The organism is Bradyrhizobium sp. LeoB3, from assembly GCF_055456055.1.
Genome location: NZ_JBVBEF010000076.1, coordinates 19064 through 37623, shown reverse-complemented (window position 1 = coordinate 37623; position 18560 = coordinate 19064). Strand labels below are relative to the sequence as shown.

The 18560-nt window shown below is 59.8% G+C and carries 18 protein-coding genes and 2 pseudogenes; 11 read left to right on the top strand and 9 right to left on the bottom strand.

The annotated features are described in order from the left end of the window. Positions 1-423 precede the first annotated feature (423 nt). Together cax and ACZXDY_RS33700 are read left to right on the top strand one after the other, a co-directional pair. Positions 424-1524, top strand: coding sequence for a calcium/proton exchanger (cax, locus tag ACZXDY_RS33705; protein WP_464348513.1), 1101 nt, complete (start codon positions 424-426; stop codon positions 1522-1524). A 248-nt stretch (positions 1525-1772) separates the two neighbouring features. Further along, positions 1773-2231, top strand: a complete 459-nt coding sequence (locus tag ACZXDY_RS33700; RefSeq protein WP_464348512.1) for a potassium channel family protein — start codon at positions 1773-1775, stop codon at positions 2229-2231. Positions 2232-2434: 203 nt separating this feature from the next. Here ACZXDY_RS33700 and ACZXDY_RS33695 read toward each other — a convergent pair. Further along, a pseudogene (locus ACZXDY_RS33695) lies at positions 2435-3863 on the bottom strand (IS1182 family transposase). Positions 3864-4343: 480 nt separating this feature from the next. Continuing rightward, a complete protein-coding gene (locus ACZXDY_RS33690; protein WP_464348511.1) occupies positions 4344-4559 on the bottom strand; it encodes a hypothetical protein in 216 nt (71 codons plus the stop codon). A 383-nt stretch (positions 4560-4942) separates the two neighbouring features. Between ACZXDY_RS33690 and ACZXDY_RS33685 the strand changes: the two genes are divergently transcribed. Further along, complete coding sequence (locus tag ACZXDY_RS33685; RefSeq protein ID WP_464348510.1) at positions 4943-5425, top strand: ProQ/FINO family protein; 483 nt, start codon at positions 4943-4945, stop codon at positions 5423-5425. 106 nt (positions 5426-5531) lie between these two features. Here ACZXDY_RS33685 and ACZXDY_RS33680 read toward each other — a convergent pair whose 3' ends face one another. Continuing rightward, the gene (locus ACZXDY_RS33680) at positions 5532-5699 is read right to left on the bottom strand and encodes a hypothetical protein (protein WP_464348509.1); all 168 of its coding nucleotides are present in this window, start codon (positions 5697-5699) and stop codon (positions 5532-5534) included. Positions 5700-5945: 246 nt separating this feature from the next. Between ACZXDY_RS33680 and ACZXDY_RS33675 the strand changes: the two genes are divergently transcribed. Then, entirely contained in the window at positions 5946-6200 is a 255-nt protein-coding gene (locus tag ACZXDY_RS33675) for a hypothetical protein (protein ID WP_464348508.1), read from the top strand. A gap of 294 nt (positions 6201-6494) precedes the next feature. Here the strand turns inward: ACZXDY_RS33675 and ACZXDY_RS33670 are convergent, their stop codons facing one another. Both ACZXDY_RS33670 and ACZXDY_RS33665 read right to left on the bottom strand, forming a co-directional pair. Beyond that, positions 6495-6710 carry a LuxR C-terminal-related transcriptional regulator gene (locus tag ACZXDY_RS33670; RefSeq protein WP_464348515.1) on the bottom strand — a complete coding sequence of 72 codons (216 nt, stop codon included), beginning with the start codon at positions 6708-6710 and terminating at the stop codon, positions 6495-6497. Between the two features lie 550 nt (positions 6711-7260). Then, positions 7261-7446 (bottom strand): hypothetical protein, encoded by a 186-nt coding sequence (locus tag ACZXDY_RS33665; protein ID WP_464348516.1) that lies wholly within the window; start codon positions 7444-7446, stop codon positions 7261-7263. Between ACZXDY_RS33665 and ACZXDY_RS33660 the strand changes: the two genes are divergently transcribed. The 6 genes from ACZXDY_RS33660 (at position 7381) to ACZXDY_RS33635 (ending at position 12583) form a co-directional block, all read left to right on the top strand. Further along, positions 7381-7683, top strand: a complete 303-nt coding sequence (locus ACZXDY_RS33660; RefSeq protein ID WP_464348507.1) for an H-NS histone family protein — start codon at positions 7381-7383, stop codon at positions 7681-7683. The two genes, ACZXDY_RS33665 and ACZXDY_RS33660, sit on opposite strands and share 66 nt — an antisense overlap. Before the next feature lie 700 nt (positions 7684-8383). Beyond that, on the top strand, positions 8384-8836 hold the full coding sequence (locus ACZXDY_RS33655) for a hypothetical protein (protein WP_464348506.1): 453 nt from the start codon (positions 8384-8386) through the stop codon (positions 8834-8836). Between the two features lie 530 nt (positions 8837-9366). Continuing rightward, complete coding sequence (locus tag ACZXDY_RS33650) at positions 9367-10809, top strand: YadA-like family protein (RefSeq protein WP_464348505.1); 1443 nt, start codon at positions 9367-9369, stop codon at positions 10807-10809. Between the two features lie 212 nt (positions 10810-11021). Further along, complete coding sequence (locus tag ACZXDY_RS33645; protein ID WP_464348504.1) at positions 11022-11543, top strand: hypothetical protein; 522 nt, start codon at positions 11022-11024, stop codon at positions 11541-11543. Between the two features lie 488 nt (positions 11544-12031). Next, entirely contained in the window at positions 12032-12313 is a 282-nt protein-coding gene (locus tag ACZXDY_RS33640; protein WP_464348503.1) for a hypothetical protein, read from the top strand. A 39-nt stretch (positions 12314-12352) separates the two neighbouring features. Continuing rightward, positions 12353-12583 carry a hypothetical protein gene (locus tag ACZXDY_RS33635; protein WP_464348502.1) on the top strand — a complete coding sequence of 77 codons (231 nt, stop codon included), beginning with the start codon at positions 12353-12355 and terminating at the stop codon, positions 12581-12583. A gap of 1065 nt (positions 12584-13648) precedes the next feature. Here ACZXDY_RS33635 and ACZXDY_RS33630 read toward each other — a convergent pair. From ACZXDY_RS33630 to ACZXDY_RS33620, 3 genes are all read right to left on the bottom strand, one after another. Next, the gene (locus ACZXDY_RS33630) at positions 13649-13903 is read right to left on the bottom strand and encodes a hypothetical protein (protein ID WP_464348501.1); all 255 of its coding nucleotides are present in this window, start codon (positions 13901-13903) and stop codon (positions 13649-13651) included. 299 nt (positions 13904-14202) lie between these two features. Further along, positions 14203-16173 (bottom strand): AI-2E family transporter, encoded by a 1971-nt coding sequence (locus tag ACZXDY_RS33625; RefSeq protein WP_464348500.1) that lies wholly within the window; start codon positions 16171-16173, stop codon positions 14203-14205. A gap of 544 nt (positions 16174-16717) precedes the next feature. Beyond that, positions 16718-16960, bottom strand: coding sequence for a hypothetical protein (locus ACZXDY_RS33620; protein ID WP_464348499.1), 243 nt, complete (start codon positions 16958-16960; stop codon positions 16718-16720). 345 nt (positions 16961-17305) lie between these two features. On the opposite strand from ACZXDY_RS33620, the pseudogene ACZXDY_RS33615 reads away from it, so the two are divergent. Further along, a pseudogene (locus ACZXDY_RS33615) lies at positions 17306-17872 on the top strand (phytochelatin synthase family protein); the annotation flags it as partial. Between the two features lie 110 nt (positions 17873-17982). On the opposite strand, the gene ACZXDY_RS33610 reads toward ACZXDY_RS33615, so the two are convergent. Then, on the bottom strand, positions 17983-18327 hold the full coding sequence (locus ACZXDY_RS33610; protein ID WP_464348498.1) for a response regulator: 345 nt from the start codon (positions 18325-18327) through the stop codon (positions 17983-17985). Positions 18328-18560 lie beyond the last annotated feature (233 nt).

Genomic DNA, 18560 nt, shown 5'->3' with positions numbered 1-18560 from the left:
ATGGGGATGCTCCTGTCTTGGGTGAGGTTGTTGCAACCCCTCAATCTCAAGACAGGACGCCCCTTGGCGCTATCGGCCTGGCCACCCTGTTTGCCGCAGCGGCCTACCGCGCGAGCGGTTTAGTCCATTGACCCAACTCAGACGTCCCACGATTTGCACCCCTGATGAAACAATTTGTCGCGGATGATGGCATGGGAGTGGGATTAAAAATTCAGCGACGCCAGTTCAAGACGTTTGCTGTCTGTGTAGCTCCACGGCGCGTTAGCGCGTAAACTCAACCCGTCTTCGCGGCGACATTTTGTGTGGGGATGGCGAAAAGCAAGCCCTTCCCGGCCTGGGGTCTGTGTTGACCGAGATCAATACCGGTACCGCGGCGAGGCCGGATTTTGCGTCATCGCATCCAGTATGGAGACGGCGCCCGCCATGAAACTCCTCCTGAAGCAAATCCGGCACACCCCGCTGCTCTGGATGCTGATCTTCGTACCGGTTGTGCTGGTCGCGGAAAGGGTGGCGCCGCATTCCCATACGCTGCTCTTCGTGCTTTCGGTACTTGCCATCGTGCCGCTGGCCGCCCTGCTCAGCCACGCAACCGAAGCGGTTGCCGCCAAGACCGGCGATGCTGTCGGCGGCCTTCTCAATGCGACGCTGGGAAACCTGACGGAGCTGATCATTGCGATCACCGCGTTGCACGCTGGCCAGTATATGCTCGTGAAAGCGTCGATTGCCGGCGCGATTGTCACCAACGCCCTGTTCATGCTCGGCGCCTGTCTGCTGCTCGGCGGCCTACGCTATCACGTCCAGGAATACAATCGGGCCGGCGCGCGGCTCTACTCCGGTCTCCTGCTGATGGCCACTGTCGCTCTGCTCGCCCCGTCGGCGGTCGCCGACCTCGATCTCGCGCAGGGCGAGGCCATTATGCGGAAGCTCAGCGTCGGTCTCGCCATCCTGCTCATCATCGCCTACGCGCTCGGCCTGCTGTTCTCGCTGAAGACCCACAAGGAATTGTTCGCGAGCGCAGAGCATGGTGAGAGCGAAGAACATTGGCCGATTGGCCTTGCGGTCGGTACACTGGTCACCGTCACCGTGCTGGTCGCACTGGTGAGTGAGATTTTTGTCGAGTCCGTACAGAAGGCGGCGGAAACTTTCGGAATGAGCCCGGCCTTTGTCGGCTTCATCATCGTCTCACTGGTCGGCGCCGCCGCCGAGTTTGCCGTGGCCTTTTCTGCGGCGCGCAAGGACCGCCTCGACATGAGTGTCAGCATCGCGCTCGGCAGCGCCTCCCAGATCGCGCTGTTCGTCGCACCCGCGCTGGTGCTGCTGAGCTATGTCGTCGGACCGTCGCCGATGAGCCTGCAGTTCTGGCCGGGCGCTGTCACCATGGTGATGATTGCGACCGTGACCGCGAGCTTCATTACGAGCAGCGGGCGCTCGGCCTGGTTCGTCGGCGCCCTGCTCATCTTTATCTACGCGGTCTTTGCGCTGACGCTGTATGTGGTCCCGCCGGCGGGCCAGGGGACGGGGTGAAGCCGACTCCTCCTTTTTCCTTGCCGTCTGTCAGCCCTGTCCTGTTTGCTCGTTCAATCGGTTGTGGCGAAACGCACGAACTGCCGCGCCAATGCGCCTCAGAAACGCGGTCGCTGACCGACCAGACGAAGAGCATGGGCGAGACCACGAAGAAAGCCGCAACGGGCATGTCCACCCCAAAGGGCTGAAGTCATTGCATGGCCGCAAGGGCGCCCCTAGCATCTTGTTCCATTTTGGTGAGACGGGCGATGACGTATCAACTCCTGGTCGGCTCCATCGTCAGCGTGATCAACATCATGATCCATGCTTTGGGGACCGTTGGCGCCATCGGCATCGCCCGCACGGCGGGCTTGCGGCACACCGCGCGGCCGAGGCTGCACCTGATGGCCATCATGGTTGCGACCGCGGTTGTCCTGATGGTCGCGCACATGCTCGAGGTTTTCGTCTGGGCATCGGTGTACGGCATCGTAGGCGCGGCGCCTGCCGGCAGCGATCTGGTCTATTTTGCCTTCGTCAATTACACGACGCTTGGCTACGGTGACATCACGCCGGTACAGGAATGGCGGCTGAAAGGGCCGATGACTGCGATGAATGGCATTCTGATGTTCGGTTGGTCGACTGCTGTCCTGTTCGAGGTGCTGCGGCGGACAATCGAGCACCTCGCCGCGATCGGCGCTCCTGGTTTCAGTCCTGCAGATCGAAGCTAGTGAGTTGCTGCCGATCCGGCAGCACGGTCTGACGCTTATTGTTACCGACGAAGCCGAGAATGCTTAGTCTCGTGCAACCGCGACAGCTGATGCTCGCCCGCGCTGACGAGGTGATCGAATAAAGGCCCATGTCTGTTCATGGCCCAGGCCGTGTGAAAATCGCGCAACTTGGGGCGCTGATTTAGTTGCGCAGAAGGCCGGCCTCACGCCCGCATCGCCTCCAGCAATCCGCTCACGCCCACGATCGTCATCACGCGCTTCATGTTGTAGGCGAGCACGTTGAGCGCCATCTCGGTGGCTACCTTTGGCAGCTTTTTCATGAGAAAGTGCGTTGCCCCCATCCAACACTTCATCGTGCCGAACGGATGCTCCGCTGTCTGACGGCGGACCCCCATTGCATTGGGGTTGTGGTCGAGCCGATTCTGAACTCTCTCCAGAACGGCCTCGTGCTCCCAGCGTGAGATGCGGCGCTCGGGGCCTGTTGCGCACTGAGGTTTTAGCGCGCAAGGTTTTGCAGGTGCTTGTCCAATACCGGCGCACCGTCTTCCCGTCCTCTACGTTCGTATAGTGATAAGTTAGCCGCTCGCCGGCGGGACACCGATAGACATCGTCGGCAGCGACATAGACGAAGTCCTGTTTGCCGAAGCGGCCCGCAGCTTTGGCGCCCGAAGTCGTCGGCTTCGGCAACGTCACCGTGATGTCGGCTTCCGCGCAGGCCCTGATCTCCTCTCCATCGTAATAGCCGCGGTCTGCCACGACTTCGAGCGTCTCGACAGCCATCTCGTCGCGAGCCTGCCCGGCCATGTTGGCGAGTTGGTGGCGATCGGTGCCCACGTTGGTCACCTCGTGAGCCACGATGAGATGATGCTGCGTATCAACTGCAATCTGCACGTTATAGCCAACGATCCCGGTGTCCTTGCCACTTGTCGCCATCGAGCGCGCGTCAGAATCGATCAGCGAGATCTGCTTGTCCTCGCTCTTCATCATCTTCGTATTGATCGCATTGAGCCGGACGGTCTCCTCTTTGAGCTTCTCGATCTTGTCCTTCAACCTCGCAACTTTCGCCTCTGGCACTGCATCGCCGTGCCGATCGGCGGTCTCGAGCTGCGAGAGATAGCGGGCGATGCTCTCGTCGATCCGCTCCAGGCGCCGCTTCATCTTCCCCTCGGTGAAGTTCTTGTCCCGCGCATTGACGGCCTTGAACTTCGATCCATCGATGGCGACGCTCGCTGCAACAAGTAGATCGAGCTTGCGGCACAGCGTGACGAACTCGCGGCAGACCTCACGAATGGCCTTGCCGTTGTCCTTGCGGAAATCCGCGATGGTCTTGAAGTCCGGCGCCAACTGCCCGGTCAGCCAGATCATCTCGATATTGCGCTGGCATTCCCGCTCCAGGCGTCGGCTCGACGGCACGCGATTGAGGTAGCCGTAGATGTAGAGCTTGAGCATCATGCCGGGATGGTAACCGGGGCGCCCCGTGTCGAGCGGCTGGACGCCAACGAAGCCGAGCTTATCCAGATCGAGCCCGTCGACGAACACATCAACCGCACGCACCGGATTGTCCTCGGCCACGTAATCGTCGAGCAGTGCAGGGAACAACACGCTCTGTCCGCGATCAACCCCTTCCACGATCCCGCCATCGCTCGTCCCCGCCGATTCATCGGCAAATAATAGCACAGGCGGAGTTTTCACGCGGCCTGGGCCCATAGCTGCCCCGGACGTGTGCGACGGCACGTCCGCAGTTGGCGAAAGCCGACATCGCATTCCAAGGCGCATCCGTTGGTCAACCGGCTCAACCTTGCTTAGAGCAAATGCGCGGCAGGATCCTCCGTACATCCGGGAGGCGTGACGCACTTGTGCCGCCGGAGAGTCGAGCGGGCGACCCTGTCAGTGCGGCACTCGCGACACTACGGCAACAGCAACAGGTTCACAGCCAGCCGCCCAACCATCCCGGGCGCGTCGTCTTCGGCTTCGGCTCTTGTTGTGGCATCACGAGTTGCGGGCTGATCGGCGGGGCGCCGCTCCGGAATGTCGGCAGTGTTGCCGGGTCAATCGGCGGCGGACGAATGCCGAGCGGTCGCGGCGCTTCGCTGTGCGCCGATCGCAGCAGATTTAGCTCCGCATCGAACGTGACATCGCTGCCCAGACGGATCGCACAATCGCCTGCACGGTCGCCACGTCAAGCTCGATCCGGCCTCCGCGAACGCGTCGAGCCGATCCGACGAAAATGCCGATATCGCACGCAAAAGATGCCATGTTCAGTTTTCGATTTCGCCCGCGCAGCGCTTGGCGCACGAGGTCGGTGCCGGTGACGGTCGGTTCGGTCATGCGACGTGCTCCTCAATGTCAAAGCGACGGGCGAGTGCCACGATCTGCTGCTGGCGATGGGGCAAAGCCCTCAGCAAGAACTGCTGCATTTGGCAAGCCACATGCCACACGCCGCGGCGTCCGGGACAGCGAGTGCCAAGCGCGCCTACGGCCGCCTGTGCGCAGGCGCAGGCTCGCCCGGTGTCCTTGCCCTGCGCTCCTGGCGCGCTGTACGGCCTTCCTGGGGCGTCGGCCGCCTAAACGTTCAGATTTTTCTGAGCGTTACCCTGACGCCTGCCGCCTTGGCGTCGTACGATCGTGTGGATAACGCCGTAACGCAAGAGCCGCTGGCCGCGCCGGGCTCTATTTTCTCGGGTTCTCGGAATGGGAAGGCTGGAATGACGATGACCAGGAAAAACATAGACGCCGCTTTGACGCATCTCGCCGAGCGGTTTCCGCAAACCTTCGTGCTCGAAAAATACCAGCCGCATCGGCCGCTGAAGGTCGGCATCGCCGCCGACATCCTGGCGGCGTGCCCAGACCTTGACCGCCGCCGGCTGGGCGTCGCCCTCGGCGTCTACACGGGGCGGATCATGTATCAGCGGGCTCTTGTCGCGGGCGCGGCCCGCGTGGATCTCGACGGCAACCCAGCCGGCCACGTGAACGTCGCGGATGCTGAGCACGCTGCCACCAGGCTGGTCGCCATCCTGGCAGCGCGTGACGCCGCAAGGGCCGCGGCCAAAACTGCGGCGCGGGTTACAGCAACGGCCCCTACGTCGGCCTCGGCCGCGAAGCGGCCAGCCTCATCAGCTCCAGCAGCCGCATCGCCTCCAGCCGCAAAGGGCTTGACGCGGCCCGTGCTGCGCCTTCCGGCCGGGCGAGCCTGACGCCTGAGCGATGCCGCCCATGGTGGCGCTCCCGTGCGCGCCGCTGGATGTGCGCTAGGTTTGTGTGCGCATCCTTGCCGTGGAGCGATCAGCATGTCGAGGTCGGCTAGGCGTCAGTCTTATCAGCTGATCGCTGGGTGCCCTCGCGCAGCGCTTCCAACGCAAGGTGGGCGTACCGGGCAGCTTTCTGGTTGCCGGCCTTTTCGATGTTTTCGAGTGCCCACGTCAGATACTGCATAGCAGCCTGGGCGCGAGCACTGTGGCGATCGGTCATTGGACTGTTCGTATCGAATTCTGTTCGGCAAGTCCTCTACTTGCTGCGCATAAGCGAAATGCACCAGCGATGGCGGGTGACGGCAAAAGTGAACAGTCCGTGGTGAGGAAAGAACTATAATCTCCGGTCGCTTCCTTGCTCGCACTGCCTAGCTTTGGCGCGGCGGCAATCGGCGGGCGTCATGTAGCGCACCGCGGGTTAACCGTTTCCGCAGATTCTGACCGGCCATAGGTGAAGACGACCAGAATGTCCCTGCAATTCCACCGTGCCATCGAGGACATGGAAATTTGGAGCGCAACCAGCGACGACTATTCGTTCGTGATAAGCTTCGTGAGCCATGCTGGTGCCGGCTTTCGCGGTAGCCCCGGCTATGTCGCGTCATGGCGTCCACTTAACCGGAGCCGTGGCGCGATAAAGATTATTGGCTCTCCTTTCAAAACCTTTGCCGAGGCTGAGGACCGCTGCAATAGCATGCTGAACCACCTGAAGGACGAGAATTGACGCACAGCCCCTGAGAACATGAGCCGCGCAGCATCTTTCCAGTGGAGCGGTCAGAGGCAGGAGCACTGACATGCAGGGTCCTTTGGAGCGTGGGTTTGGTGCGGGACCGCGCGACGGCGGGATTTAAACGTATTTGCACTTTTTCATTTCGCGCTTTCTTTTCGTGCCATTTGTACCCAAAGGCGTTGCGCTATGTGGCACATGTCGAATGCGCAAGCGCTGGTCTTCGCCGTCGCGGCTCCTCGTCATGGGCGCGATGGATGGCATGCGCGCTAACTGCTCGGCGCTTTTAGGTTATGCCCTATACGATTTCAAACTCGCCAGCCGCTCGGCTGCGTCGGCGATCTCAGCCGCAGTGCTGATCCCCAACTTGCCGAGCAAGCGGACTCGCTGTTCTGAAATTTGCGTGGCGGTACCCCCGAGACGGAGGGCGATCTCAGCATCCGTTTTCCCAGCGGCTAAACGCCGTAGGAGCTGCCTCTCGCGCGAACTTAGGATCAGGTTAGTCATGGCAGTCGGTTTGGATTGGTCAACCACGTCAGCCTGGCCCAGTTCAACAGAGTTGTGCCCCGGCACGACCGTGGGCAACGGCTGCGCCGGGGCGGCGCTCCCTCTGGCCGACCAAGGGGCTGGGGGCTGAATGATCAGTGAGAGGTAGCGCACGCATGAGAGCACAACCGTCGGCCGGACGGCAGTGCACTTTGTGTCACGCTGCGCGAAAAATCGGACGCGACGAAGTTATTGCGCTGCGGATCATAGCGCCATCGCCAGCCGTTTGCGTCAGAGACGATCGCGTGCGGCTCGCGTCGATCGAAGGGACGCAGGGCAAGAGCCGCGCGGCGGATGTGCTCGATGACGTGAGGCACCGCCATCGAACGCATCAGAGGAGGAGCGCCGGGGCAACCCAGCCATCGAGAAATTCGATCGTCCGATGGGCGGCACGCCGAATTGCCGGGCTCTTTCCGGTCATTGTCCTATAGGACAATGACCCTCCCACACGCCTTAGTTTAGCATTATGCTTAACACTCGGAAAACGGCCATGCATTGAACTGATGATTGTTCAATATTTGCGTGGCACCGAAATGCCGACGCCCGCCAATAAAGGAAAATCATCGGAGGCGTTCCTGAAAGGCAACAACTTTAAATCGATGTCCATGGAAACTCCATGAAGAGGTGATCGTTGAGCTCGCTCGAAAACTACAGGCGGAAAAAACCAAGCTCGAACAAACGCCAGCGTCTGCTTCATGCGGCCGACAAACGCCCTTACCCTCCCGTTTCTCCGAAGTATCGAAATCCGAAGAACCCAACGGAGACTTGGTCCGGCCGTGGGAAGCTACCCCGGTGGCTTGGGGCGCTCATTCAAGCTGGCAGAAGGCTGGATGATTTCTTGATCGATCGGGCGGCCCGACGGGCGCCGTTCGCAACGCGACCACGCCCTCGGCCACCACCAACAGCGGGTCGGCATTATCCTGACAGGTCCTGAACACAAAGCTTCCATCCGCTTCTGCGAGAACATTGATCAGATGCTGGCGTGACGGGTTGTTAACCATCAACGAGGCGAAAACTTCGCTGAGAATTGCCCGTTGTTTTAACTCGCCAACGAAGCTCGGGCTAATCCCGTCTGGCTTTGGTCGTTTTCTGTTTCCGGCGAGCTTTGAATTGTGCCAGGACCTTTTTGGGATTTAACGCTTCCGCTTGCCTAACTTGCTCTCTTAACCATTCTAGCTCAACAAGCTGTTCGAACAGATTAGGTGAAAATTGCTCCAACAATAACTGTTGCCTCTTCGAAATTCGCTTCCGCCCCACTCCCGCAACTCCTACGCAAATGCGAGCAATCTAGAGTAGCATGTACCCGAGAAACCACCCTCAATACTTTAGGCGTAACCGCTGCGCGTTGAGCGGCTCCATACGCATGACCGACGAAGCCGAACTCAGCGCGGTTGAACCACCCGGCTATTGCCCTATCCTGCGGCCATGGTCTTTCCCTCCGGCTTCATCGAACCGTGCCTGCCGGCGAAGATGGCGCAGCCACCGTCCGGTCCATTGTGGGTCCACGAAATCAAGCACCACGGCTACCGGTTGATGGTGCGCCGGGATGGCGCGCGGGTCCGCTGCTTCACACGCAACGGCTATGACTGGGCGGGCCGCTTGCCGCACTGGCATCTATTGTGGTTACGCATTGCTTGCTCGATTTTGTCGAAGCGTCAGAGACGGCCGAATGCGCGCAGCAAGAGGGCCACCGGAACGAGATAGACGCAACCAAGATGCAGAATTCGATCGCGGTTTCCATCCAGATGCTGCCGTCGTCCTTCTTCACCTCGGTCGGCGCGCTCGGAGCCTTGGCGAAGGGCTGCGGCTCTGTCGATGAATGCCATGCAACCGTTGAACACCTCGGCGGCGCCGCGACTGCCTTGCAGGTTAATGCTGAATGGCACCTGCGTGCCTTGGTCGAAACCGATCTCTATCCGCTTGGCGTCGGCGAACAGCCCGATGAAATCGGCGTCGGTCCCTGCTTTGATTATGAACTCGACATAGCCAGCGCCCATATCGTCGGTGCCACCATAGCCAAGCGCATCAAACTGCTGGCTGTTGTCGAAGGCGAGATAGCCGGGCACGTCAGTGCCGGACGGGACTGACTAGCCTTTTGGTTATCATCGTGCGGTCTCCAAGCAACACTGCATGGTCGCCGCGTCAAGCGCGAGCATGCCTTCTGCGAAGGAGTCAATCCGTCTGATTGCGCACGCGCTTTGACCAGCTTGTTCTCCTGTTGGTCGGAGAAACTTTCCGTTCGTCGCCGCAACTAGCAGCAGCTTTCGCGTGATGTTGGCCTCCGACAGCGGCCCGACGTCGTCGAAGTCCGGCTGATGTGACGCGAAGCGTCATTCCGGGATGGTCCGAAGGACCAGACCCGGAATCTCGAGATTCCGGGGTTCGCTCATGCAGGATGCGATTCCAGATCGATCCATGCGCGGAACATCGTCCCTTCAGATGGAACCGAAGCCGGCTGTCGGATAGTCGCTAAGTTGCACTCTCACAAAACAACACAAGAAGGCCACAAAAAGGGGATCAGTGTGGCGCCATTCAAACAAACAATTTCTGCATTTTTGCCAAAGACTGTGCAACCTAAGCATGCAAGTTTAGATCTCTACTGATCTCTGGGGGTCCCATGAGTCCGTCAGTGGTGCCGCGCCAAGCGACGACGTGGTTGTTAGCGATCTTGGCGTCGGGCCCGAACCAAACCCTCCTCGCAGCGCTCAGCGTGGGCAGCCTCAACGCTGCGCTGTCGTCCTCGGCTTCGGCAGCGACATGCGTCACGGGAACGACCGCGACCTTCGCCGATGTCGTAAGCGGAATCAGCGGGACGCCCGGCGAACAGGTGGTGACGTCCGTAACGCCGACGATGGCTGCCGCTTTGACAAATGTGACGGCCAATCCTGGGGCAGTGCCGTTCTTGACCAGCGCAACGACTTTCACTACGGCCAACGCGGCGGCAGTAACGAGTGTGACTTCGACCACCGGAATAGTCACTGGCATCACGCCCACCCCAGGCCTGCCGAACAACCTCCTGACCGTCGCATTTAACCCGGCCGACAACGACAACGCCGGGGCTCAATTTCTCTTTCCTGGTGGCACACCTACCGCGGCAAATGGCGGACAAGTTGAACTCCTAAACCCCACAAGGGCTGCCCCCATACTCGGGCCCCTCCTGACCGTGCCGATGGTGAGCGGCACGCCAACGACGCAGCAAGTGGTGACGAACGTAGATGCGACATCGGGTACGTTTTTGACCAGTGCGACCTTCACGCCGGCCACCGCTAGCGCTGTTACGAGTATCACGCCCACTAATGCTCAATTCGTCAACGGACTTAACGTTACAACTGCGCCCATACTGACGGCCGTGACGCCAACAACTACCCCCGTCGTCAACTCGGTGACCCCGAGCAATAGTGGCGCATCGGCGGCGGCGTCATCGTTGGGTTGCGGCGTGAACGCCGCGGCAAACGGGACGAACTCCGTCGCGTTGGGGACCAATGCTTCTGCGGGCACGAACTCCGTGGCGCTCGGACAAGGTTCGCAAGCGCTTGGCGTGGGCTCGACGGCGATCGGCCAGGGCGCCTCCACAGGCTCGTTCAACAATGCGACGGCCATCGGCAATGGGGCCGTAGCAACGCGTGACAATCAGGTGGTTATCGGCACGGCGTCCAACACCTACACCGCTCCCGGCATCACGTCGGCCGCCAGCAGGGCTGCTCAAAGCGGGCCCCTACAGGTCGTTACAACCGATGCAAGCGGAAATCTCGCCTCAGATGGCGGATCGATCTTCAATAACCTCAATAATCTAAATCAGCAGGTCGCCCGCATTGATCAAGACCTCAGACGTCTCGACGGTGGTGTCGCGATGGCGATGGCACTCGGCGGCGTCTATCTGCCGGAGCATCAGAGATTCGCAGTGCACGCGAATTTGGGCTTCTTCAATGGCTCGCAGGCGGTCGCCTTTCAGGGTGTAGCCCGTATCAACCAAACTTTCACCGTCAATGGCGGCGTGGCACTCGATCTGAGCGGAAGGGGTGGAGCGGGCGGCCGCATCGGTATGTCGGCCGGATGGTAACTTGGCAGCCACGCACCGATCACTCCACTTGCAGGGGATGTTTGTTGCTCAGATGTGTTTTCTTCGCCACGCTGGCCGTCACTACAGCACTGATTGAAGCACCGGGAGCCCGTGCCCAGGCCGGACCTCCGTCGGGAGGTGTCGCGGTTCCGGTCCAGGAAAGGCCAGCAATACCGCAGCCATTTCCTCCAATCCCGGTGCAGAGCGCTCCGGTGGCAAATGCGAACCCGGACAAGCCGCCGTTCCCGAGCGCGGAACAACTGATTTCGCTCGTGCGCAACGTCCTGCTGGCAGTGAACGACGCAAATCTCTCCGGGAATTATACGGTTCTGCGCGATCTTTCAGCCCCGGATGCTCAAGGTCTCAATACGCCCGAACGCCTCGAGGAGAGCTTCAGGCCGATCCGCCAACAGGGTACCGACTTCTCAATCGTGGCCGTCGCCCAGCCCCGATTTGCCCAACTGCCGACATTCACGCCGCAGGGTTATCTTCGGGTGAAAGGAGAATTCGACAGTTCGCCGCGGATCACTTTCGATATTTTTTTGCAGCACGTCACAGGTCGATGGCGCCCGTATGCCATTGGTGTCGGAGTGGTGCCGGTCCCGGTCAGCCCGCCTCCGTCTGCGCACGTGAAGTCTCCGCAGAAATCGAAGGGCGCCGCTCTCGCCAAACAGCCAGTCGCACCCGGCGGCTCGCGAAAGCCCAAAGCATCGATGCCGGAAGGCACCGAATAGCGGCCAAATGTACCGGGCCCGTTGCGAAGAGACCGAAAATTAGCTGCGCATTCGTCGAGCTTGCGCCCATCGGGATTTGGCGATTTGGCTGCGTGCTGTATCGCAGGACCGTCGCGGTCGAAACCCCGAGCGGACCAAGTCCCGTCCATTCTTGACGACCGAAAGGGCAACGGCTTGCGCGGTGTTCGGCTCGGGGGCCAGAACCGGAAGTCGCGCACTTTCGGCAGTCTCGTTTTCCAAGGAACACACGCACGGTCATTCGAGCAAGCGGCCTCTCGACAGGCGACCGGCGCCTATTCGCGGCCCGGCGCTGTTCCCTAGGGAGCAGCCAACCCCAATGACCGATTGCGCATGGATGTCGCCGACGGTTACACCGACATCGCCCGCGCGCAACCACCTTGCGGCGCAGCTATGGAACAGCATTACACCTGAGGAGTTCGCGGAACGAAACGGCCCGTCAGTCTTTCTCTGGCTTTTGGGAGGTGCCCATGACTTCTCAGGCCACAGAAGGCGCGTGTGCGTTCGCTTGGCGGAACTACTTGCTGCTCCACAGCAGTATCAGCGAGAACGATAGCAGACGTTCCGCCCTCTATCGCTATGTCACCAATCTTCGTGATACCGGCGAATATAATTTCGATCTCTTGCAAATCGCGGCAGTTGCTTACTTGAAAAAACTGGACGAATTGCATGACGACCGAGGTGCGAGACTCGCGGCAGATCAAGCTTTGGCCGAGTGCTTAGAATCACGACGTGCGCAAGCCGACACTTAGTTTTTGGATCATTACACCAGAGCAGACGGAGCGAATAGCATGGCAGACAAGACCTCTAACGCAAGCCATTTCGCGCGCGACCCACAAAGGCGCATCCCCGCAGCGACAGCAATCGGCATGAATGCCTTGAAGCCAATCATGCACTTCCAGGTCTCAATGCTGAGGATGTGGGCCAACAGCATCGAGAGGTTCGCCGGCAATTACGAAAAGGGGCTGGAAGAAACCGCGACCACTGTCGAGGAACAGTCAGACAAGCAACGTGCCGCGTAAATTCGCGAATGGTTAGGCGGAGTCCGAGTTGGGTCATCCACAGCAACACGATGCCGCCCCGAGATCCTGATGACGACGACGAGGACGAGGACCAAGAGCAAGACGACGAAGAGAATCGAACGGACGAACCGCCGGTCGTGCGCGAGCCGGACGAAGACTAAGCAGGATACTCTGGGATTGGCATAGCTTGAGCTTCGGAGAGCGTGATTCCGCAGCCCACCTGCGGCGCGCTGCCGCATCCGATGGCGTCCAGGTCATTCCCTGAATGAAAAAGCTCCCGGTTAGACGTCAAATGGAAGACGGTTCTCGGCGAAGCAACCCCTCGACGCTCACGGTGAGGAGGCGAGCATGACCCTCATATGGCTTGGTGTGCTCCTTGTGTTCAGCGGCGTGCTCCAGATGGCGCTTCAGCCAATCTGGCGAGGCCGATTAAGCGGTGGAAGGCCGCTTCGCTCTGGGCGTGACACGCTGGAACCTGAAAGACCGGGTAGCGGCTTCGAAATCAAATCAAATTGACCTGGACTTGTGCTGGCCGTGCTCGGCGGTGCTTTCTTGCTGACCGGGGCTGTCATCTGAGTTGATACGAACCACGTTAACATCTCAGGCATGGTGCGTACCTCGATGCTGTAACCATGTCATCGCAGAAGCGACGGGCGCGTCCAACTCATAAGCAGGTTTCCCGGGAAGGCCACCAAACCGTTGCCGCGAAAATCCAGCGATCTGGTGAGCGCCCGGTCCCAGCAAATTCCAAATGCAAAAGCCCCAGCCGTTTTCGGGCTAGGGCTTTTTTGCAATCGGCGCGGTGATGAAGAGGTCGATATCGCCTTCATGACGCAACAGGCTGAGGGCTTCCGTTCCGACGCGGAGAATACGATATGGCCAAACTCTTCTCCCCGGTCTTCGCCTCCTGCAAGCAGGCGGGAAACGCCTAACCTGCATTTTCGGCACCGGTCGCCAATCTCTGACGCGGGAGCCGTCACGGTGGCCGCATCGCCGACACTGCGCGCACATCAACGAGTGGCGGACCTTACCCGGTCTGCAGCCTCCCAAATAGCATTCCATAGCTCAACAAATGTCGAGCTTGGTCATTCCTGCTGAGGCGGGCTTCAATGTCAACGCCTCTTGCAGCTCTTTCTTGGTTGGGTGCGGGGTCTTTGCCCGAAGGCGCTGGCACGCTGCAAGCTCGCTGAAAAAATTAATTTCTTTGAGCGTCGTCATGCTTTTTTTCGGCAGCAGTTTCGCTTTTGGGCGGGGAAGGCCGACGCCCGAGCGAGAACTGCCTCCACCATGAGCAAACATTGAACTGGTGATCAGGCTCAAGCCAATATCGCACCACACGATCAGTATCCCAATCTTGCGAGTTATTCAGCAAAGCAGCTGGTGGGCCATGTAGTGGCCCTGCCCGGGATCGCGCCGCCACCGGTCTTCGTAGCACGAGCAGCGAAGTACAAATGAGTCACGTGGCCCACCGAATGGCGCTTGCGTTCGATCAAGCCCTTCCTGAGCCATCTGTTGCAGATAGGCGTGAAACGCCAACCGGTTGGATACGCGTCAGAAGGCACCAAGCAATACTGGGCTGATGAGCGCATGTCGGGAGGGCAAGTCCGATCGACTGCCTTCTAAGCCGCCGTGGTATTTGAAACCTGACCGTCAGGTGTTGTCGACAGATCTTTCAAACCTGTCGCCTCGATGCAGAGTTTAAGCGCCCCGCCCAGGCTTGCAGCCGCCAAGTCAGCTTTCGCCCCTTCCCGAAGGGCTTCCAACGCCGCTGGGTCCATGTCCTTCATCCAGCAACCTAAAATGATCGTAGCCTTTGGCAATTTACGACGAAGCCGTCGCACCGAGTAACGCATATGAGCGGGGCCACTTGCATCCATGTATACTAGACAGACGATCGCTACACCGGCGGTCTCCAGCCGGAAGATATTGGCGGTCGACAAAGCTTCGGCCCCCTCGACGCGGGCCGGTAAGCCATGCGCGGTCGAAAGTTGACCCAGCATGATCGCAGCAGCTTCATCGATCGGACTGCGTCCGGCCAAGCAGAGGACGGGATAATCGCCTTGCCATTCAGGGGATAGATCTTGTTTGCGGAGAACCGCCAGATTTTCATAGGGCGCATCTTCAGCCACGGTCTCAACCGCAGACGTAGCTTCCACATCGGTGGTCGGGTTGATCTTTGGTGGGGGGCGGTCATCCAGTTCCGAAATGTTGTTGGCAAACTCGCTGACGGCATCTCTAATCTTAATCAGACGCTCAGGATCGAGGGCGCCTCGGTCGGCATCGGCTTGAGCCAACTGCAATCCTTTCAAAGCGACCTCGTCATAATAGGAGCTAAGGGATCGCTCCTTCAAAAACTCCTCGGCCTTCTCGGACGCTTCGGTAGGGTCGCCAGCAAGCATCCGCTGATAAAATATCTCGGGCGGAGAGAGTGCGGGTCGATCTCCGAACATGACGTCAAGGAACTCCAGGCGTTCGACATGGCGTCCCAGCACAACCAGGCACACCGTGAGGGGGGTCGCCAGGACAAGGCCGATCGGGCCCCAGAGCGCCGTCCAAAACGTTGCGGATGCTACGACAGCGACCGGTGAGAGACCCGTGCTGTGTCCATAGACCAACGGTTCCACTACATGCCCAACGACGGGCTCAACCACCAGAAACAGCGCGACTGTCCACAGCAGCATGGACCAGGTTGGATCAACGGCGACCGCCAGAGTGAGAGGAAAAGCCGCAGCGATAAATGCCCCAATATAAGGTACGAAACGCAACACTGCTGCCAGAATCCCCCACAGGATCGCGCTGGGAACCCCGATCAGCCAAAGACCCAGCCCGATAACGATGCCGAAGCTTCCGTTGAGAAGGAGTTGAATTAGGAAAAGCCGGCTGAGGCGGCTCGCTGCGTCATCAAGGGCGGCCGTCGTACGCTGCAGGTCATGAGAGCCAGCCAGTCGGATCAAACGATTACGCAGATCCTCGCGCTGAAGCAAAATGAAGATGACGAAAATGACGATGATGCCCGTCGTCGCAAGCGGATGAAGGAGTGGTGATATAAGGCTTTGCAAACTCTCCAACGCACCTGGATCGGGCTGGAGGACTTCCACCGGAACGGGTTTGGGCGACGTCCCTTTCGCACCTGCGCCCGCTCCCAGCGCGCTCGCGGCCTCCTTGGGCTTGTCCAGCTCCTTGCTCAGATCCTTCAACATGCCGGATGCGCGCTCAAGCGTGCCCCGACCGGCGGTGGTGTTGCGAAATGATTGGATCTTCTCGCTGATCGTGGACTGATATCTCGGCAAATCGCCGGCCAGCTGGGCTAGTTGGGTGGCAAGCAGACTGCCCATCGCAAATATGAATGCGAAGGCGATAATGACAACGCTAACAACGGCCAAGCCACGCGGAATACGCACGCTCTGGAGCAGTCCTACCAGAGGCGCCAACACGAAGCTGAGCAAAACGGCCAACGCTATCGGGATGATAATCTCGCGACCGAAATACAGTACCATCACAATCATTGCAGCAAGGATAGCGGTTGCCACAGCGCTCAGCAGGGCAATCAGCTCTTCTGGTGTTCGCGCTTTGAAAGACTGCCTTATCACAGCTCCTCGCTACGCCGGCAAAGCGGCCCGCTGCTCGCCCCTTATAGTTCGGGTCGGTTCCGACGCTATCGCTCTAGAAACTTCGTCTTTCGCTGACGTGACCGAGTTTGTCGCCGTTTGATGCACCATGTGGCCATTACCAGAAACCGGGTGAAATCGGCTGTTGGGCGACCCCGGCCGTGAGAGCATAGCCAAAGCTCTCGGGCAACTGAAAGACTCGCGGCTCGTTCCTAAACCTTGAGCGTAGGTTTACTGCGCTTCTGGCCTCTCGGCGTCGTCCGCTAGCTTTCTGCCGCTGCGCATGTGAGGACTCGCAATCCCGTAGTCTATGCTAGATTGCCGGCCACCCGAGTCGAAACCGGCAATGGTAAATCTGGACATCCTGAAAGAGCCGACATTCTGGGTCGCGTTGGTCGGCCTGGCGGCCGGCGCTCTGCTGCTCTGGGCAACAGGCTGATGAGTGATTCTGCCTCGTAGAAGGGCGTTTGCACTACGTCGACGACGTCGCATTCCGAAAGCACCACGTCGAAAGGCAGGCTGATCTTCAATGAAGAAAGACGGTGTCATAAATGAGCAGTCGGCGGCTGAGCTGGATGCCCAAGCGACAATAGCCCTTGAAAAAGCGCGAGCCATGCCGCCCGGGCCGGATCGGATAGAAGCGATGAAACAGGCCGGCGCGCTTCGAGCTGCGGCGGACAAACTCGCTGGTCCGGTCTTCGTTCGCCGAGGCCGCCCTCCCGATTGAAGTACATGGCCAGCGGTTGTTCGTGCCATACTCCGACGCCATGGCACTACCTTCCGCCGGCCGAGATTGACTTCACGAGACCAACCATGATGGATACCGCTTGATTGTCCATCGCGACGGCATGCGGGTGAGGATGTTCGATCAAGCGCGGCTGGCTTTGGCTGCACAAGAGCGGCACCTACGTGAAGATCACACCCGAAGGAGCGGAGTTGTTCGCCTGATGCCGTGCGCGCGCTGCCAAGACACCGGCTGGGTTTGCGAGAACCACCGCCGGCCGTGGGAAGGCGAGCACGCATGCAATGGTCGGGCGCAATCCGAGTTCGCATCCAGGTTTGCGCATCGGAGCCGCCAGCGCTGCGTTTGCCGGGCGCAGCGATACAGCGCACCGTGAAGCGATGGCACTACGTCAGTATCATCAGCTTGGTTGTCACTGCGGGTCTGCTGGGTGCCGGGGCTCTGGTCGTCGGCCAGTCACGCGTGCCACCAGAAGCCATAGCGTCCTCGGTAACACGTACACCGGAGCTTATAGAGCGCGCGTGGCACCTGCCAGTGGCAGCCACATTCCACAGTTTCTTTAGCTGGCAGTCTAATGGTTCTCGTTGCGGACCTGCCGCTGTTGCGAATGCATACAGGTCGCTTGGCGAGGCGGCAAGCACGGAGGACTAAGGTATTGCTGGCACGGGCCGGTGCTGGACGAGGGTATGCATTCTGGGCCTTACGCTCGATGAGCTGGCCGAGGTCGCCCGGGCCAATACGAGCCGGAAAGTCACGGTCTTGCGCGATCTCAGTGAAGACCAGTTTCTGGAGCATCTGCGTCGCTCCAACGATCCGGGCAGACGCTACATCGTGAATTTCGATCGCGCGCAAATCTTTGGCGCGGGTGTTGGACATCATTCACCGATCGGCGGCAATCTCGCAGCCGAGGATTTGGCGTTCGTGCTGCGCACCGGCCGCTGCAAGGCCGTCTCCGGCGGCGAACTGACGGTCAGCTCGACTGCGGAAGAGACACGGTTTACGTTTCGCACTATGCCTCTCGATTAAGGCAAAGGTCGCGAATGAGGGCCCTAATCTCGGACGGCCTCGAGCAGCCGCCCAGGTGAAAACGGCTTGTGGAGAAACGTCGTATTGGCGGGAAGGCCTTGTACGTTCTGACCTGACATGACGATGATATTCAAGTGCGGATAGCGTCCCCGCGTATACTCCGCCAGCTCGACGCCGGACATCGCTCCGGCGAGGTTCTGATCGGTGATGAGCGCTTGTAGCTCGGTTCCGGACGCTGCGACGATCAATTCGGCCGCTTCCGCGGTGGTACACTCCACGACTTCGAACCCTTCGTCCTTCAGAAGGTCGGCCAGGACCGCCCGCTGCAGAACGTCATCCTCGACCAACAGCGTCACGAAATTGGACATCGGTGCTCCAAGTCATCGTTCGTTCAATGTCGGAGGTTGGAAATAGTTCGATCCCACGGATGTGCTCCCGCTTGCCGACTGCAGTGAAGGTTCCGAATGTAGACAACTGAACACAGAGGCTGGTTGTCTTTGTTGACCGCGGGTTCAGCGAGGAGCTTGAATTAAGACGATGGTCATGCGCCAATCGAGGTTCCTGGGAGGAGTGCGTTTCGTTGGCCCGATCCAACAAGAGC